The sequence below is a fragment of the Mesorhizobium subarcticum genome, assembly GCF_055456085.1.
In genome coordinates this window covers 5,056,093-5,072,126 of the sequence record NZ_CM144237.1, presented here as the reverse complement: position 1 = coordinate 5,072,126, position 16,034 = coordinate 5,056,093, and the positions used below count along the sequence as shown (strand labels likewise).

Genomic DNA, 16,034 nt, shown 5'->3' with positions numbered 1-16,034 from the left:
CATGAACGCGCCGGGTGCTTACCCCAGAGAGGCCGACCCCAGAGAGGCGACGGCGGACGGGCGCATCGCCGACAACATCGTCTATTTTGCCCGCACCTTGCGCAAGGCCGGCATGCGGGTCGGGCCGGCCTCGGTCAAGGATGCGATCGAGGCGGTACTGGCCGCCGGCATCGGCTCGCGCGACGATTTCTACTGGACGCTGCACGCCGTGCTGGTGTCCAGGCACGAGGATCACCCGATCTTCGACGAAGCCTTCCGGCTGTTCTGGAAGTCGCACGAACTGATCGAGAAGATGCTGGCGATGTTTTCGCCGATGGCGCCTGACGTTAGGGAGAAGCAGAAGCCGCGCGCGGCCGAGAACCGCGTTAGCCAGGCGATGTTCGAAGGCCACCAGAAGAACCAGCCAGCGCAGGAAATCCCCGAGATCGAGGTCGATGCCCGTTTCACTTTTTCCGGCAATGAGGTGTTGAGGGCCAAGGATTTTGCCCAGATGAACGCCGCCGAGATCACTGACGCCAGGAAGGCGATCGCAGCGTTGCGGTTGCCTGTCGACATGGTGCGGACCCGGCGCTTCAAGGCCGATGCGCATGGCCGCCGCATCGACCCGCGCGCCATGATGCGCTCTGCCGCGCGCACCGGCGGTGAATTGATCCTGCCGAAATTCCGCTCGGCCCGCGAAGTCCACCCGCCGCTGGTGGTGCTGGCCGACATTTCAGGCTCGATGAGCCAGTACACGCGCATCTTCCTGCATTTCCTGCATGCGCTGACGGAAAAGCGCCGCCGCGTGCACACCTTCGTCTTCGGCACCCGGCTGACCAACCTGACCCGGCAGATGCGCCATCGTGATCCCGATGCCGCCCTTGCCGACTGTTCGGCGGCGGTCAAGGACTGGTCGGGCGGCACGCGCATCGGCGATACGCTGGCCGAGTTCAACAAGCTGTGGTCGCGGCGCGTGCTGGGGCAGGGCGCTGTCGTGCTTCTGATCACCGACGGGTTGGAGCGTGACGATGTCGCCGGCCTCTCGGAGGAAATGGAACGGCTGCACAAATCCTGCCGGCGGCTGATCTGGCTCAACCCGTTGCTACGCTTCGACGGTTTTCAGGCGCGCGCCCGCGGCGTCAAGGCGATGTTGCCGCATGTCGATGAATTCCGATCGGTGCACAATCTCGATGCGCTCGCCGACCTCTGCGCCTCGCTGGACAAGAAGTCGGCGCTTTCAGTCGATCCGCGGCGATGGATGGACGCTGGCGCGAGGCACGCCGCATAGCCATATGTTTCCCGGCTCCCTGGAAAAACAGACCCTGAGAGAAGCAACAATGAGCGACAACATTTATCTCGATGAAGCCCGTGATCCGCTGATCATCGCGGAAGGCTGGATGAAGGACGGCAAGGATGTCGCCATCGCGACCGTGGTCGAGACCTGGGGTTCGGCGCCACGCCCGGTGGGCAGCCACCTTGTCATCGACGCCGACGGCAATTTTCACGGTTCCGTTTCGGGCGGCTGCGTCGAAGGGGCTGTCGTGACCGAGGCGATCGACGTCATCGATACGGGCAAGGCGAAAATGTTGGAGTTCGGTGTCGCCGACGAGGCCGCCTGGCAGGTTGGCCTGTCCTGCGGCGGCCGCATCAAGGTTTATGTCGAGAGATTAGGCTGATCCAATGGATCCTTATGCGCTGAAAACGCTCAACGCCGAGCGCCGCGCCCGCCGCGCGGCGATCCTGGTCACCGACCTCGGTGACGGCCGTAATCGCATCGTGCGTGAGGGCGACCAGGTCGCCGGCGATCTCGGAGCCGCGATCGCCAGGGCGTTTCGATCAGGCAGTTCCGGCTCGGTCGAAGCCGAGGGGCGGACCTTCTTTCTCAACGCGCATCTGCCGCAGCCACGCCTCGTGGTGATCGGTGCCGTCCATATCAGCCAGGCGCTGGCGCCGATGGCGAAAATCGCCGGCTACCCCCTCGAAATCATCGATCCGCGCACTGCCTTTGCGACACCGGATCGCTTTCCCGATGTCGCGCTGCATGCCGAATGGCCGGAAGATGTGCTGAAGCGCCAGCCGCTCGACAGCTATACGGCGCTCGCCGCCGTCACCCATGACCCGAAGATCGACGATTTCGCGCTGAGGGCGGCGCTTGACGCCAATTGCTTCTATGTCGGGGCGCTTGGCAGCCGCAAGACGCACGCCAAGCGCGTCGAACGCCTGCTGGCGCTGGGCGCGAGTGCGGACCAGATCGCCCGTATTCACGCGCCGATCGGGCTCGACATCGGTGCCGCGAGCCCCGCCGAGATCGCTGTGGCGGTGCTGGCGCAAGTCATCCACGCCTTCCGCTCGCGCGGCCTCGATGCCAAGGGCGTAGCCGCGTGAAATTCGGCCCCATTCCGGTTGAAACGGCCGAAGGCGCGGTGCTGGCGCATGCTACGACCGCTGGCGAAAAGCGCTTTCGCAAGGCGCACCGACTGAGCGCCGAGGACGTCTCCATACTCAAGAGTGCCGGAATTTCGCAGGTCGTTGCAGCCGTGCTGGCCTCGGATGATCTCAGCGAGGATGCCGCGGCGCAAAAGATCGCGCAGAGCATGGTGTTTCGCGGCATCGAGGCCAGGCCGGCTGCGACCGGACGGGTCAATCTTCATGCTGGCGCGGCGGGCATCTTCACCGTCAACGCCGGGATGATCGACGCCATTAACGCCATCGATCCGGCCATCACCATCGCCACGCTGGCGCAACATGCGCCGGTCGAGAGAGGCCAAATGGTGGCGACGGTGAAGATCATTCCTTTCGCGGTCAGTTCCGAGCTGGTCGATGCCGCCATGAAAATCTGCGTCGGCGGCGAGATCTTTGCCGTCAACGCCTATCAACCGGTGCGCGTAGGCGTCATCCAGACGGTTCTGCCGGGCATCAAGCCCGGCGTGCTCGACAAGACCTTGCGCGTCACTGAAGCGCGGCTGGCGCGCTCGGGCGGCAGGCTGACGGCCGAGCGCCGCACGGCGCATGAGATCGCGCCGGTGGCGGAGGCTGCCGCCTCGCTGGCGCGCGACAACGACATGGTGGTGATTTTTGGCGCCTCGGCGATGAGCGATTTCGCCGATGTCGTTCCGGCGGCGATCGAAATGGCGGGGGGTACTGTCATCCGCGCGGGGATGCCGGTCGATCCCGGCAATCTGCTGGTGCTCGGCACACTTGCCGGCAAACGCATCATCGGTGCGCCCGGCTGTGCCCGTAGCCCCAAGGAAAACGGCTTTGACTGGGTGCTGGACCGGCTGGTCGCCGGGCTCGATGTCACCGCGAGCGACATCGCCGGCATGGGGGTCGGCGGGCTGTTGATGGAAATCCCGACGCGGCCGCAGCCGCGCGAACCGCTGCCGACCAAGAGCCAGTTGAAGGTCGGGATCGTGCTTCTGGCGGCTGGCCGGTCGAGCCGCATGGGCGGGCCGAACAAGCTGCTGGCGCTGTTTAACGGTCAATCGCTGGTGCGCCGCACGGCCGAGCGTGCACTCGCCTCGAAGGCTTCGGGTACGATCGTCGTCACCGGCCATCAGCGCGAGCGCGTGCGCGCGGCTTTGTCGGGCCTCGACGTCACCTTCGCCGACAATCCCGATTTTGCCGACGGCCTGTCGACCTCGCTGAAGGCCGGTATCGCCTATCTGCCTGAGGACATCGCCGGCGTGATGATCGTTCTGGGAGACATGCCGGGCGTCGCGTCCGCCGATCTCGACCGGCTGATCGATGCGTTCCGCAAAGCCGGAGGCAATTCGGTGGTCCGCGCTTCGCATGAGGGCAAGCGCGGCAACCCGGTGCTCCTGCCGCGCTCGCTGTTCCCGGCCATCGCCCATCTCGAAGGCGACACCGGCGCGCGCCATCTGGTCGAGACCGAGGGGCTCGATGTCGTCGATGTCGAGATTGGCGAGGGCGCGTCTGTCGATGTTGACACCCGCGAGGCGCTCGAAGGCGCCGGCGGCGTGCTGCAGGATTGACAAACCCAGGCTGAATTACGCAAAGCCTTGGCTATGGCTCTTCGTTTCCTTCCGTCAACCTTTGCGCTTCTACCCCCCTCTGGCCTGCCGGCCATCTCCCCCTCAAGGGGGGAGATCGGATATCACATCGACTTTCGCCAATCTCGAAGGCTGCAAGATGGGCGCCGCCACCGAAGCTGCCAATCTCCCCCCTTGAGGGGGAGATGGCCGGCAGGCCAGAGAGGGGCGTGCCGCGCTTTCCTCACCGCAGTGCTTTTTTTGTTTTCTGCGGCCGCAAACGCCAACACATTGTCCCTAAAACCCTTCAAAGACGATCTCTTCGCCTATCCGGCCACGCTGTCATCCGACGCCAACGGTGCCTACACGGTCCTCGATTACCGCGAGATGCGCGACATCAATCAGCGCGACGAGGTGCCGGAAAAGCGCGTGCATCCGCAATATACCGACACCAGCGTTCGCAAGGTTCAGCAGGACCTGCTGCTGAAGACCGATGCCGGCGATGTCAGGCACGTCGCCGTCGGCAAGACGCAAGGCGCCGGCATTATCGTGCTTTACCTGCATGGGCAGGGAGGCAGCCGCAAGCAGGGTGTTGACGACTTTACCTTCGGCGGCAATTTCAACCGCATCAAGAATTTGATGGCCGGCAATGGCGGCCTCTATCTCACCCCGGACTTTACCGATTTCGGCGACAAAGGTGCGGCTCAGGTCGCCGCCCTGGTCGATCACTACGCCGAACAGTCGCCGGGCGCTAAAATCTTCGTCGCCTGTGGCTCGATGGGCGGCGCGTTGTGCTGGAAGCTTGCCGGACGCAAGGACACCGGTGGCCGCATCAATGGGTTGCTGTTGCTCGGCTCACTTTGGGACGAGAGCTTTTTGGCCAGCCCTGCCTTCAAACGCCGCGTACCGGTTTTCTTCGGTCAGGGAAGCCACGATGTCGTCTTTCCCATAGCGAACCAGGAAGCCTTCTTCCGTTCGATCCTCGCCAGATCAAAGACGTATCCGACCCGTTTCGTCCGCTTCGAGACCGGCACACATGGCACGCCCATCCGCATGATCGACTGGCGCGGCACGCTCAACTGGATGCTGTCGAAGGCGCCTTGATACGGAAGGACAAAACCCTGAAGCGCATCGCGCTTCAGGGTGCGGTGTTGTAGTCGACAATCGTCTGCGGATTTTCTTCACCATCATAGGACGCGTCGACGTCATACTGAACCAGCGAAAAATCACCGTTACGGAACAAATATGTGCCGGAGTTGGAGGCATCGCCGATGCCTCGCCATTTGTTGAAAGTGGTGATCGTATGGGCGTCCGGGTCATAGTCGGAGTTGGTGGCCCATCCCGTGGTCTGGAAGCCGATCACCGTCACGCTCAACAGCTTGCCGTCACTGTCGTTGTTTTGGTAGCGGATATCGGTCTCCGGTTCGGCAAACTGCAATTGCCGCACGCCGTCGACCTCATCCGTCATGTAGTAGACCGAGCTTTCATTGTAGGCCGCAGCCGCACAGGAGAAATGGAACAGCCGCGTTTCCTTGTCCGGATCACCGGGCTGGCCATTCTTGTCCTTGTACTTGATCGAAAAGACATCCGGCTCAGTGGCCAGAAGGTCCTTGTCGCATTGGCCGCCATAGGTCGCCAGAAAGGCCTTCTTGGCCTGCTCAAGTGCCGTATCCTTCTTCGGCGGCGGTGGTCCGTCGCCACAGCTTGGCGGCACAGACTTCTCGAGATCGGCGGTCGAAGGTTTTAGTGCGCCTTTTTCGATGTGGATCGGATCGAAGGGCGGCGCCGCCTGGATTTGGGCGTTCACCTGGCGCAGTGTGTAGCAGCCTGCAAAGACTTTTGCGTCGCCGCTCTTGTCCGTGGCGCGGATGGCGACTGGGACGTTATAGAAGATGCTGCCGGCGGCACCCTCGTCTGAAACAGCGCCGGTTACGACTTCCACCTTGTCGGTACCGTCATAGCCTTTGACAAAGCTGTCGAAATCCTTAGCCGGCTTCGCATCGCCATAATACCCCCAGGCACGGGTGAATTCGTGGCGGTTGATGGCGCTGTAGAGCGAGCGGATGACCGCCTCGGCGCTCGACCGGTCGTCGACATAGGGTGCTTCGGGCGCGTCGTCGGCGGCACGTGCCGCATGGCCCATTGCGGCAAGGGAGAGAAAGGCAGTCGCTGCGAGAAGGGCGCGTCTCATCGGGAATCTCCGCTCGATGACGAAGATTCTACCACGGTGATTGCGGCGACGTGGTGACGCAGCGGTAGTGGTGCTTGAAGAATTGTGTGCGAAGGCGCACCTCCTGTGTGCCGGCGTTCAGGCCGGACAGGAGATTTGACGTGACGATATCGATGTATGAGGCATCCGTACCTGTGTTTTCAGCCAGGCTGAAAGCACTTTCCAGTGTGCTGGCGGCAGCCGAACAGAATGCGCTTGACCGCAAGATCGACCTGCAGGTGTTTCTGACCTCGAGACTGGCTCCCGACATGTACGCCCTGACCCGGCAGGTGCAGATCGCGACCGATCATGCCAAGGGGGCGCCATCGCGGCTGGCCGGCCGCGACGTGCCGAAATATGAAGACAACGAGGCTAGCTTTGCCGATCTGGAGGCGCGGACCGCCAAGACGCTCGCGCTTCTGGCGACTTTTTCGGCTGCCGATATCGACGGATCCGACGACAAGATGATCGAGTTGAAACTTGGCGGACGCGAAATCTCGATGGGCGGCATGCAGTATCTGCTGCATCTGGCCATGCCCAATTTCTACTTCCACCTCACCACAGCCTACGACATCCTTCGCCATAATGGCGTGCCGCTGGGCAAGGCGACATTCCTCGGAGCGCGCTGAGAAATCAGGCTTTGAGATGTCCCGGATCGATCCGGGACATCTCGCAACGACTTAGCCAATGGACATTTCGCGGGCGATGCGCGGAAAATCGGCGGGCTTGATACCGATGTCGGCACTGTCGGCATTGCTCATCGAATGAAGCAGTGCGAGCGCCGCGCGGTATCTCAGATGTTCTTTGGGGCGTGGCCGGGCGAACATTTCAGTGAAGAAACCCATGATTTAGGCTCCTGGTTGGTCCTCCACGCCAGCCAATATAGATGAATCGTGACAATTGTGCAGTGCAGCATTTGCATGCCTGCCATGTCCGGATGATTTTCATAAAATTTTTTTGCGGTCCGGTGAAACTTCTGCGCTGCACGGACCGTAGGCTTCGAAGCTAGCACATGGCTAGTTTTCCTCGCCACTCCTGGCGAATTTCCGGACTGCATGAAAGTGCGGTCCGGCTTTTTGTTCGAGGGCATTGATACCCGGGCGGCAATCCTCGCAACGGCTAAATTCGTTAAGATCGGTGGCATGTATTTTTAACGAGCCGGTTCTATGCTCTGTAGCCTGGACAGTCGAGCAAGGGGGAGGCTGACATCGCTACCAGCGCCAAGCGCGATTTCGCGTCGTTGCTCGACGACCTTTTCGTTGCCTCCGACAAGGTCGACGGCATCGAGGGCGACGAGGCGGGTGCGCGTCCGTCCATTCCGTTCGACTATCTCTCGGTCGCCGACGAGCTTCATTCCGGGCGCATCAAGGTATCCGCAGCCGAGTATCGCGAGGCAGGTACCGATCTGGCGAGCGAATTCGCTGCCTTGCTCGACCATGCCAAGCTGGCTCTGGCGGGCGAAGTGCCGAAGCCCGAGGAAAAACTGCCACCGATCGATCCTGACTTCGATCGCAGCCGAACTCGGCCTCGATCAGCCCAAGCTGATTGCCGATTTCAGTCGCATGCGCCGCAGCTTTGCCTTCGCAAATCATCCCGACCGCGTCGCTCCGCATCTGCGCCAGCGCGCCATGATCCGCATGCAGATCGCCAACATGCTGATCGACGAGGCCAAGCGCCGCGCTGTAGCCGGCGCTCGCCGCTAAACGCGCAGTAATTCACGCAAAAGTCGGTTCTCTGAGGCTTGGAGAGCGGCTCTGCTTTGCCTATAGATGCCACTTCCTCCCCGCGTTGCCGCGCACGCTTTCCCTCCGGAGCAGAATTCCCATGCACAAACGCCGTCTTGGTCGGACCGATCTTTTTGTTACCCAGATCTGCCTGGGTTCGATGACCTGGGGTCAGCAGAACACCGAGGACGAGGGTCACGCCCAGATGGACCTGGCCTTTTCACGCGGTGTCAATTTCATCGACACCGCCGAACTCTACCCGATCCCGCCCAAGGCAGAGACGCAAGGGCGGACCGAAAAGATCATTGGCAGCTGGATGAAGGCCAAGGGCAACCGCGACAAGGTGATCCTTGCCTCCAAGGTCGTCGGCCGCACCGCCAACACCTGGTTTCGCGGCGACAGGCCTTCGCAACTGGTGCGCGCCGATATCTTTGACGCCATCGACAAGTCGCTGGCCAAGCTCGGCACCGACTATCTCGACCTCTATCAGATCCACTGGCCGGAACGGGACATCCCCTGGGGCGCCAATCCGACGCGCGTCGGCGCCGTGGTGCCCCGTGCTGATGCAGTAGGCGCTCCGACGGACGAAACGCCGATCGCGGAGACACTTGCCGTGTTCGATGAGCTGGTGAAGGCAGGAAAGATCCGCCACTTCGGCCTGTCGAACGAAAGCTCCTGGGGCGTCATGCGGTTCGTTGCCGAGGCCGACAAAGGGATCGGCCCGCGCGTCGCTTCGATCCAGAACGCCTACAACCTCGTCAACCGCACCTTCGAGGTGAACCTCGCCGAGGTCTGCGAGCGCGAGCAGGTGTCGTTGCTGCCCTATTCGCCGCTGGCGCAGGGCTATTTGACCGGCAAATACGACCATGGCGCGCGCCCGCAGGGGTCACGCTCGCAGCTGTTCAATCGAGGCCAGCGTTATGAGACGCTCAATGCAGCTGAAGCGCAGCTCGAATACAATGAGCTGGCACGCTCCTTCGGCTTGTATCCGGCCCTGTTTGCCAATGCCTATGTATCGAGCCGGCCCTTCGTCACCTCGAATATCATCGGCGCGACAACCATTCCGCAGCTCGAAATGGCGCTGTCGTCGGTGGATGTCGTCTGGACCGAAGAGATGCAGAAGGCGGTGGATGCAATCCATCAGCGGGTCGGCAATCCCTGTCCTTGATCGACGCGGGGTACGGAATTATCGGAAATAGCAGAGGGGTGGAGACAATGGTGGGCTTTCCAATCGAGGCCGTGCGTGGAAAATTTCCGGCGCTTTCCCTGACCGACAAGGGGCGCCGCCGCATCTATCTCGACAATCCCGCCGGCACGCAGGTGCCGCAGGCTGTCGCCGATGCGGTGTCGCGCTGCCTGCTGACCACCAATGCCAATCTCGGCGGCTATTTCGAAACGACGATCGCTGCTCAATCCGTCGTCGACGAAGCGCATCAGGCGATGGCCGATTTTCTTGGGGCAGCGAGCCCCGGGGAAATCATCATCGGCGCCAACATGACGACGCTGACCTATCATATGTCGCGTACGCTCGGCCGCGGCTTCAAGCCCGGCGACGAGATCATCCTCACCCGCATGGACCATGAGGGCAATGTGTCGCCCTGGCTGCAACTGGCCGAGGATCTTGGTCTCGTCGTGCGCTGGCTGCCATTCGATGAAAAGAGCTGGCAGGTCGAAGAGGCGACGCTGGCCGCCTTGTTGTCAGACAGGACGCGGCTGGTCGCCTTGAACTATGCGAGCAACCTGACCGGTTCGATCAACCGGGTTAAGTCGCTGACCGCCATCGCAAAACAGGCCGGTGCGCTGGTTTTTGTCGACGCCGTCCAGTTTGCGCCGCATGGCCTGATCGACGTCAGCGATCTCGGCTGCGATTTCCTGATCTGCTCGGCCTACAAGTTCTTCGGCCCGCATATGGGCATTTTGTGGGGGCGGCGTGACGTTGTCGAAGGCCTGAAGCCCTACAAATGCCGATGCTCGTCCAATGGCCTGCCCGAGCGGTTCGAACTCGGCACGCCGCAGATCGAACTGATGGCCGGCCTGACGGCCGCGGTCGACTATTTTGCTGACCTTGGCGCTGCGGCAGGCGAGGGCGCTTCGCGCAGGCGGAAGATTGCCAAGGCGTTCGAAGTGTCCATCGCCTATGAAAACCCGTTGGCGCAAAGGCTGATCTACGGCCTGTCCGACATTTCGGGCCTGACCATCCATGGCATCACCGATCCGAACCGGCTCGTCGATCGTGTGCCGACTGTTTCCTTCACCGTCGATGGCATCGTACCGGAAACGATCGTCCGGCAGATGAATGCCGAAAACATCTTCCTGTGGTCGGGCCACAACTACGCTTGGGAGATCGTCCGCCAGCTCGGTATTCCGGCCGAACAAGGCGTCGTGCGCATCGGCATCGCGCATTACAACACGGCGGCTGAGATCGACGAGACACTTGAGAGTGTGCATCGGGTGATCGCTATGCTCAGGCAGCAGCGATCCTGACGTCAGGTTGAGCCTTCACCGCGCCTTGCCGCCGAATCCGGTGAGGAAGGCGCTAAGGTTGTCGCCGAGCGCGTCGCAGAGATAGCCGCCTTCCTGGACGATGACCGTCGGCAGGCCAAGCCTGGCGATCGCCTCGCCGATGCGCGAAAAGCCCGGCGTCGTCACCGAAAGCCCGCCGAACGGATCGCCCTCGAACGCGTCGAGACCGAGCGCAACGACCAACGCATCGGGCGAGAAGGACCGGATACGCTGGAATGCAACCTCCAGTGCTTCCAGAAACGCAGCGTCGGCGGATTTGCGCGGCAGTGGCAGGTTGAAATTATAACCGAGACCGGGGCCTTCGCCGCGTTCGTCGGCATAGCCCCAGAAGAACGGATAGAACCGCACCGGATCGGCGTGCAGAGAGACGGTGAGTACGTCAGGCCGCGCGTAAAAGATGCCTTGTGTGCCGTTGCCATGATGCAGGTCGACATCGAGGATCGCCACGCGCGCCGACTGCTTGCGCAGCACCTGCGCGGCGACAGCCGAATTGTTGATGAAGCAGAAGCCGCCGGCGACGTCGGCAAAAGCATGGTGGCCGGGCGGGCGGCACAGCGCATAGGCGCCTGGCGCGCCGGTCATCACCGTTTCGGCGGCCTCGACGGCGCTCCAGGCGCTCCACAGCGCGCTGTGCCAGGTTTCGCCCGAGATCGGGCACGCCGTATCGGCCATATGATAGCCGGCCTGGCCGACCGCCGATGCCGGATAAGAGCCGTTGCGGGCGATCGGGTGGATGTTGGGGATCACCTCTGCCGACGCGCCTTCGATGCGCTGCCAGCGTTCGAAGATGTGTTCGAGGAAGTCGAGATACTCCGGCGTATGGACCGCCGCTACCGGACCAAGTCCGTGGTTGCGTGGCCGTTCGATCGTGCAGCCGGCAGATTTTGCGCCGGCTAATAATCTGTCGACGCGTTCTGGTTTTTCCGGATTTGGCTGTGCGGCACCGCTCGAAAGAAAGGCCTTGGGATCGTGGCGCTTCTGCTCCTCGGCATAAAAGGCTTTCATCCCTGCTCCCCATTCTCTGGCGCGTCAGCGAAGGCAAAAAAGGCCTCGCCGAGGATCTTTTGCGTCTGTTCGTAACTCGACCAGGCAATGCCCAGCCTTTCATAAAAGGCCTTGGCGCCTTCATTGTCGGTGTCGACCGACAATCGGAGATAGACGCCGCCTTCTTTCCGGCATTCCGCAGCCACACGCCGCAGCAGCCGCTCGCCGATCTTGCGGCCACGGAAACGGTCCTCGACATAGAGGTCCTGCACATAGACGCCGGGCCGGCCCATCCAGGTCGAGAAGATCGGAAAATGCAGGCAAAGGCCGGCGAATTCGCCGCCGACTTCGGCGATCAGGGTGGAGAAGGCAGGCTTTTCGCCAAAGCCGTATGTTCTGAGATCATCTGCTGTCGAGATGATCTCCTCTGGGGCGCCGATGTGGCTGCCGAGCTTCAGGATCGCCGCATGGATCGTGTCGACGTCGTCGACCCGGCCAAGGCGGATTACAACGTCATTTGGTGCTGGATTGGTCACGGTCTTTTCTCAAAACGCCACCCGGTCGCCGCCCTTGAGCGCCAGCATCTCGCGCGCCTCCGACGGCGTGGCAACCTCCAGCGACAGTCCGTCGAGAATGCCACGGATGCGGCGCACCTGATCGGCGTTGGATTTTGCCAGCTGGCGGCCGTCGTAGAGACTGTCTTCCAGGCCGACGCGGACATTGCCGCCCATCGCGGCGGCGATTGAGATCAGCGGCATCTGCTGGCGGCCGGCGGCCAGCACCGAGAACTGGTAGCTGTCGCCGAACAGCTTGTCGGCGATCCTCTTCATATGGATGAGATTGTCCGGATCGGCGCCGATGCCGCCCAGAATGCCCAGCACGAACTGGATGAACAGCGGCCCCGACACCAGCCTGCGGTCGCGAAAATGCGCCAGCGAATAGAGATGGCCGACATCGTAGCACTCGAATTCGAAGCGCGTGCCGCAACCCTTGCCCAGTCTTTCGAGAACGCTCTCCATGTCGGCAAAAGTGTTCTTGAAGATGGTGTCGCGGGTGGCTTCGAGCAGCTTCGGCTCCCACTCGCGGTGCCATTCCCGTGGCTTGTCCAGCATCGGGAACAGCGCGAAATTCATCGAACCCATGTTGAGCGAGCACATTTCGGGCTCGGCCCGCAATGGTGCTGCCAGCCGCTGGTCCAGCGTCATCAGCGACGAGCCGCCCGTGGTGATGTTGATCACCGCATCGGTCGCCTGCTTGATGCGCGGCAGGAACTGCATGAACACGTCCGGATCGGCGGTCGGTCGGCCGTCCTTGGGATCGCGGGCGTGCAGATGCAGGATCGAGGCGCCGGCTTCCGCCGCCGCGATCGCATCGGCCGCGATCTGGTCCGGCGTCACCGGCAGATAGGGCGACATTGACGGCGTATGCACCGAGCCGGTGACGGCGCAGGTGATGATGACTTTTCTCGGCGCCATTCTTCTAACCCCGGCCTTCGACTGGCAGGTCGAGCTCGGTGGCCAGCACTTCCAGCGAGTCACCGATGATGGAGACGATCTCGCCGACCTGTTCGCTGGTGACGATCATCGGCGGCGCGACCATGAAATTGTCGCCGTCGACGCCGCCCTTGACCCGGCGGCCATAGATGATCAGCCCACGCTCATAGGCTAGATCGAGCAGCCGCTGCGTGGCTTTCTTGTTTTGGTCGATCGGACGCAGCGTCTCGGGATCGGCAACCATCTCGGCACCGGTGAGCAGGCCCTTGCCGCGCACATCGGCGATGAAGGGAAAGCGCCTCGCCAACCCCTTCAGCCCGTCCATCAGCACGTCGCCCATGGCGGCTGCATTGGCGATCAGGTCGAGCCGGTCCATTTCGCCGAGCACCGCAAGGCCGGCGGCGCAGGCCAGCGGATTGCCGGCATAGGTGTGGCCGTGCTGGAAACCGCCGGAAGCGAGCAGCGGCTGGACAAGCCGCATCGGGGCCGCCAGCGCGCCAAGCGGCGCGTAGCCGGAGCCCAGCCCCTTCGACAGCGCGACAATGTCGGGTTTGCAGTTCCAGTGGTCGCCGCCGAGGAATTTGCCGGTGCGACCGGCGCCGCTCATCACTTCGTCGTGGATCAGCAGGATGCCGTAGCGGTCGCAGATCTCGCGGATGCGCGCATAGTAGCTGTCTGGCGCCACCAGAGCCGCTGTCGCCGCACCGCCGATCGGCTCCATGATGAAGGCAACGACGCTTTCCGGACCTTCGGCGAGGATCTTGTCTTCCAGCATGTCGGCGTAGCGGACGCCGCGCTGCTCCAGCGAAAGATTGTCGCGGTCGCGCCAGGCGGTTGGTGCCGGCACGGTCGGCATCACCCGCATCATCGGCTCAAAGGTTTCGGCCAGAGCGTCGTCGCCGGTGATCGACAGCGAACCCAGCGTACCGCCATGATAGGAGGGGAAACGCGTGATCACCTTCCAGCGGCTGGCCTGGCCGGTGGCGACAGCCCATTGCCGCGCCAGCTTGATGCAGGATTCCGTCGCTTCCGAGCCGCCAGAGACGAAGAAGATGCGATCCATGCCCTCCGGTAGCTTGCCGGCCAGCTCACGCGCCAGTTCTTCCGCCGGCTCGTTCTCGAAATGCAGACGGTAGGCGAAGGTAGCGCGGTCCATCTGCCGCTTCATGGCATCGAGCACATTGCGGTTGGAATGGCCGATATTGGCGACCATCGGCCCGCTCGAGCCATCGATGAAACGCCGGCCATCCTGGGTCCACATGTAAATGCCTTCGGCACGGTCGATCAGCGGCCGGCGCAGGCTGGACAGATAGAACAGATGCGATTCTCGCCGGGCTTCGGTGTCTTGAGTGGCGGTCTGGGTCTTCGACATGTCAGGACTTTCCAAGGTAGCGATCAAGGACATTGCGGGTAACGCGTTCGACCATTGCGTCTTGTCTCAGCAGGCCCGCCACCCATTCGCAGCTTCCGGCGTGGAACACCTCGCCCTTGCCGCGCGGGAAATTGACGATCATGCCATTGCCGCGTTTGACTTTTTCCAGATTGGCGTCGCTCGCCTCGCCAAACAAGGTCTCGGCGGTGAAGCGGCCATCCTCGTCGGTGAGGAACTGGTCCTCGATCGGGATGTCGGCGCTTTCTTCCACCTGGCTGGCCATGCCGACAGCGAGAACCTGCAATCCATCCGGCGCACCGCTGTCTGGTGTGGGGTAGGGCAGGCCGCCGCGGATCTCGAAGTCGAGCCCATCGACCTCATAGCCATAGACATGGCTGTCAGCGCCGAGCAGGTCACCATAATAGATGCCGGTGCCGGCAAAGGCCCAGTGTTCGGGCCGGTAGACCGGGAAACCGCGCACGCCGCGCGGTGCGCAGCCGCCCCAACCGGCATAGACCCCGCGTGTCGCGTTGAGCCCGAAGGTCGCCGAACCGGGTCGGCCGATTTCCGGCGCTTCCCAGGAATTTGTGGCACGGGTAACGTCGCCGCCACCGAGATAGGCTGGGTCCTCGGCGCGCGCGCGGTATTTATAGCAGACCTGCCGGCGGCCTTCGTCTTCCAGCCGTGTCTGCCACATGAAATTGCCGGCAAATCGCGCCGCATGGCCGCCGCGCTCGACATAGGTGTCGACCGCGTCGCGCATTTCCCAGGTCCAATACTCGTCGTGCCCGACGAAGACGGCGCAATCGTAGCCGTCGAGAATGTCGGGCGAAAAATGCAGATCGTGCTGGCTGGCGAGGTCGACGCTGTAGCCGGCCCGTTCGGCAAAGCGGAAGAAGTGGCTGTCATAGCTCGCCCAGCCCGATGAGGCGTATTTCTTCGAATGGCCGGTGGCCAGCGCCCATTCCATGTGGGGATAGCGCGGTATTGTCTTCGGCGGTACGGCGACTTCCAGCGGCACGCGCGGCGCATCCTTGGGCAGCGTGACGAAGCCACGGCACCAGGGGCGCTGCGTCGACACAATGGGCGAGTACTGGTTGCGGTCCGGCCCGGTGATGCCCTGGTAGTGGTTGGAGCCGCCCCAAGTGTTGTAGGCAAGCCAGGTGCCCGTCGCCGCCACTTGCAGCACGCGGCCGGGCTTCTTGCCGGGCGGGGGGCTGACGATGAAGAGATGATGGGATTGGATCGGTTTGCCGTCATGGCCAGCGGCAGTCAGCGTTATCCGATAAGCACCGGACGGCCAGTCGTTGCCGACACGGAATTCGAAGGCGACTTCCCAGCCGCAACCCTCGGCGGAACATTGGTCTGAAGTGTCCTGCCAGACCGCCGCAATGCCGGACTTCTCGAACACTTTCGTTTCGGTGCTGCCGTCGCGAACGATGGCCATGTTGAATGCTGGGGCTGTCGAACTGACATGCAGCATCACCGTCTCACCGGCGCGATAGGAAAAGCGGTCGCTGTAGCACCAGATCTCGCCGCGCTCGCCGTCCATGCCTGGCCATTCGTAATAGTGGCCGCGCACCGCGTAGTGGCGCTGCTCGGGCGTCAACCCGAAATCGGGGAATTCGGTAGGCAGATGGGTCATGAACACCGGAAAGGATCGAAGGCCGCCATTTCGGCCATCTGCCCGCCAAGCGTCAAATGGAAACGATCGGGCCAGCATTTGCTTAGCCGCTCTTGGCCGCACCCGGCAAAGCGACT

The 16,034-nt window shown here is 62.6% G+C and carries 15 protein-coding genes and 1 pseudogene; 9 read left to right on the top strand and 7 right to left on the bottom strand.

The genetic code is table 11. The features are described 5' to 3' along the window. Position 1: 1 nt before the first annotated feature. From ACZYHG_RS24755 to ACZYHG_RS24735, 5 genes are all read left to right on the top strand, one after another. Positions 2-1,267, top strand: a complete 1,266-nt coding sequence (locus ACZYHG_RS24755; protein WP_464610772.1) for a vWA domain-containing protein — start codon at positions 2-4, stop codon at positions 1,265-1,267. Between the two features lie 49 nt (positions 1,268-1,316). Next, the gene (locus ACZYHG_RS24750) at positions 1,317-1,655 is read left to right on the top strand and encodes an XdhC family protein (protein WP_027028688.1); all 339 of its coding nucleotides are present in this window, start codon (positions 1,317-1,319) and stop codon (positions 1,653-1,655) included. Positions 1,656-1,659: 4 nt separating this feature from the next. Continuing rightward, positions 1,660-2,364: an XdhC family protein gene (locus ACZYHG_RS24745; protein WP_464610771.1), complete on the top strand. Its 705-nt coding sequence runs from the start codon at positions 1,660-1,662 to the stop codon at positions 2,362-2,364. Continuing rightward, positions 2,361-3,971, top strand: coding sequence for an NTP transferase domain-containing protein (locus tag ACZYHG_RS24740; RefSeq protein WP_464610770.1), 1,611 nt, complete (start codon positions 2,361-2,363; stop codon positions 3,969-3,971). Before ACZYHG_RS24745 ends, ACZYHG_RS24740 begins: the two co-directional genes overlap by 4 nt. Before the next feature lie 249 nt (positions 3,972-4,220). Continuing rightward, complete coding sequence (locus ACZYHG_RS24735) at positions 4,221-5,072, top strand: alpha/beta hydrolase family protein (protein WP_464610769.1); 852 nt, start codon at positions 4,221-4,223, stop codon at positions 5,070-5,072. A 34-nt stretch (positions 5,073-5,106) separates the two neighbouring features. Here ACZYHG_RS24735 and ACZYHG_RS24730 read toward each other — a convergent pair whose 3' ends face one another. Further along, on the bottom strand, positions 5,107-6,159 hold the full coding sequence (locus ACZYHG_RS24730) for a DUF1176 domain-containing protein (protein ID WP_464610768.1): 1,053 nt from the start codon (positions 6,157-6,159) through the stop codon (positions 5,107-5,109). A 140-nt stretch (positions 6,160-6,299) separates the two neighbouring features. Between ACZYHG_RS24730 and ACZYHG_RS24725 the strand changes: the two genes are divergently transcribed. Beyond that, positions 6,300-6,806, top strand: coding sequence for a DUF1993 domain-containing protein (locus ACZYHG_RS24725; RefSeq protein ID WP_464610767.1), 507 nt, complete (start codon positions 6,300-6,302; stop codon positions 6,804-6,806). Positions 6,807-6,857: 51 nt separating this feature from the next. On the opposite strand, the gene ACZYHG_RS24720 is transcribed toward ACZYHG_RS24725, so the two are convergent. Continuing rightward, a complete protein-coding gene (locus ACZYHG_RS24720) occupies positions 6,858-7,022 on the bottom strand; it encodes a hypothetical protein (protein ID WP_464610766.1) in 165 nt (54 codons plus the stop codon). 395 nt (positions 7,023-7,417) lie between these two features. Between ACZYHG_RS24720 and ACZYHG_RS24715 the strand changes: the two are divergent. The 3 genes and pseudogenes from ACZYHG_RS24715 (at position 7,418) to ACZYHG_RS24705 (ending at position 10,385) form a co-directional block, all read left to right on the top strand. Continuing rightward, positions 7,418-7,880: pseudogene (locus ACZYHG_RS24715) on the top strand (hypothetical protein). 121 nt (positions 7,881-8,001) lie between these two features. Continuing rightward, the gene (locus ACZYHG_RS24710) at positions 8,002-9,069 is read left to right on the top strand and encodes an aldo/keto reductase (protein ID WP_464610765.1); all 1,068 of its coding nucleotides are present in this window, start codon (positions 8,002-8,004) and stop codon (positions 9,067-9,069) included. A 47-nt stretch (positions 9,070-9,116) separates the two neighbouring features. Then, positions 9,117-10,385 (top strand): cysteine desulfurase-like protein, encoded by a 1,269-nt coding sequence (locus tag ACZYHG_RS24705; RefSeq protein ID WP_464610764.1) that lies wholly within the window; start codon positions 9,117-9,119, stop codon positions 10,383-10,385. A gap of 15 nt (positions 10,386-10,400) precedes the next feature. Here ACZYHG_RS24705 and ACZYHG_RS24700 read toward each other — a convergent pair whose 3' ends face one another. From ACZYHG_RS24700 to ACZYHG_RS24680, 5 genes are read right to left on the bottom strand one after another with little or no spacing between them, the layout of a single operon-like run. Further along, positions 10,401-11,429: a histone deacetylase family protein gene (locus ACZYHG_RS24700; RefSeq protein ID WP_464610763.1), complete on the bottom strand. Its 1,029-nt coding sequence runs from the start codon at positions 11,427-11,429 to the stop codon at positions 10,401-10,403. Beyond that, the gene (locus tag ACZYHG_RS24695; RefSeq protein WP_464610762.1) at positions 11,426-11,944 is read right to left on the bottom strand and encodes an N-acetyltransferase family protein; all 519 of its coding nucleotides are present in this window, start codon (positions 11,942-11,944) and stop codon (positions 11,426-11,428) included. The genes ACZYHG_RS24700 and ACZYHG_RS24695 overlap by 4 nt, the downstream gene beginning before the upstream one ends. A gap of 9 nt (positions 11,945-11,953) precedes the next feature. Further along, entirely contained in the window at positions 11,954-12,883 is a 930-nt protein-coding gene (gene kce, locus ACZYHG_RS24690; protein WP_464610761.1) for a 3,5-dioxohexanoate:acetyl-CoA acetone transferase, read from the bottom strand. 4 nt (positions 12,884-12,887) lie between these two features. Further along, a complete protein-coding gene (locus ACZYHG_RS24685; RefSeq protein ID WP_464610760.1) occupies positions 12,888-14,273 on the bottom strand; it encodes an aminotransferase family protein in 1,386 nt (461 codons plus the stop codon). 1 nt (position 14,274) lies between these two features. After that, positions 14,275-15,918, bottom strand: a complete 1,644-nt coding sequence (locus ACZYHG_RS24680; protein WP_464610759.1) for a N,N-dimethylformamidase beta subunit family domain-containing protein — start codon at positions 15,916-15,918, stop codon at positions 14,275-14,277. Positions 15,919-16,034: the final 116 nt, after the last annotated feature.

Coding starts and splice junctions, on each gene's coding strand:
- ACZYHG_RS24700 (WP_464610763.1), bottom strand. CDS start 11,429: ATGAAAGCCTTTTATGCCGAGGAGCAGAAGCGCCACGATCCCAAGGCC.
- ACZYHG_RS24755 (WP_464610772.1), top strand. CDS start 2: ATGAACGCGCCGGGTGCTTACCCCAGAGAGGCCGACCCCAGAGAGGCG.
- ACZYHG_RS24720 (WP_464610766.1), bottom strand. CDS start 7,022: ATGGGTTTCTTCACTGAAATGTTCGCCCGGCCACGCCCCAAAGAACAT.
- ACZYHG_RS24730 (WP_464610768.1), bottom strand. CDS start 6,159: ATGAGACGCGCCCTTCTCGCAGCGACTGCCTTTCTCTCCCTTGCCGCA.
- ACZYHG_RS24745 (WP_464610771.1), top strand. CDS start 1,660: ATGGATCCTTATGCGCTGAAAACGCTCAACGCCGAGCGCCGCGCCCGC.
- ACZYHG_RS24685 (WP_464610760.1), bottom strand. CDS start 14,273: ATGTCGAAGACCCAGACCGCCACTCAAGACACCGAAGCCCGGCGAGAA.
- ACZYHG_RS24705 (WP_464610764.1), top strand. CDS start 9,117: ATGGTGGGCTTTCCAATCGAGGCCGTGCGTGGAAAATTTCCGGCGCTT.
- kce (WP_464610761.1), bottom strand. CDS start 12,883: ATGGCGCCGAGAAAAGTCATCATCACCTGCGCCGTCACCGGCTCGGTG.
- ACZYHG_RS24680 (WP_464610759.1), bottom strand. CDS start 15,918: ATGACCCATCTGCCTACCGAATTCCCCGATTTCGGGTTGACGCCCGAG.
- ACZYHG_RS24710 (WP_464610765.1), top strand. CDS start 8,002: ATGCACAAACGCCGTCTTGGTCGGACCGATCTTTTTGTTACCCAGATC.
- ACZYHG_RS24750 (WP_027028688.1), top strand. CDS start 1,317: ATGAGCGACAACATTTATCTCGATGAAGCCCGTGATCCGCTGATCATC.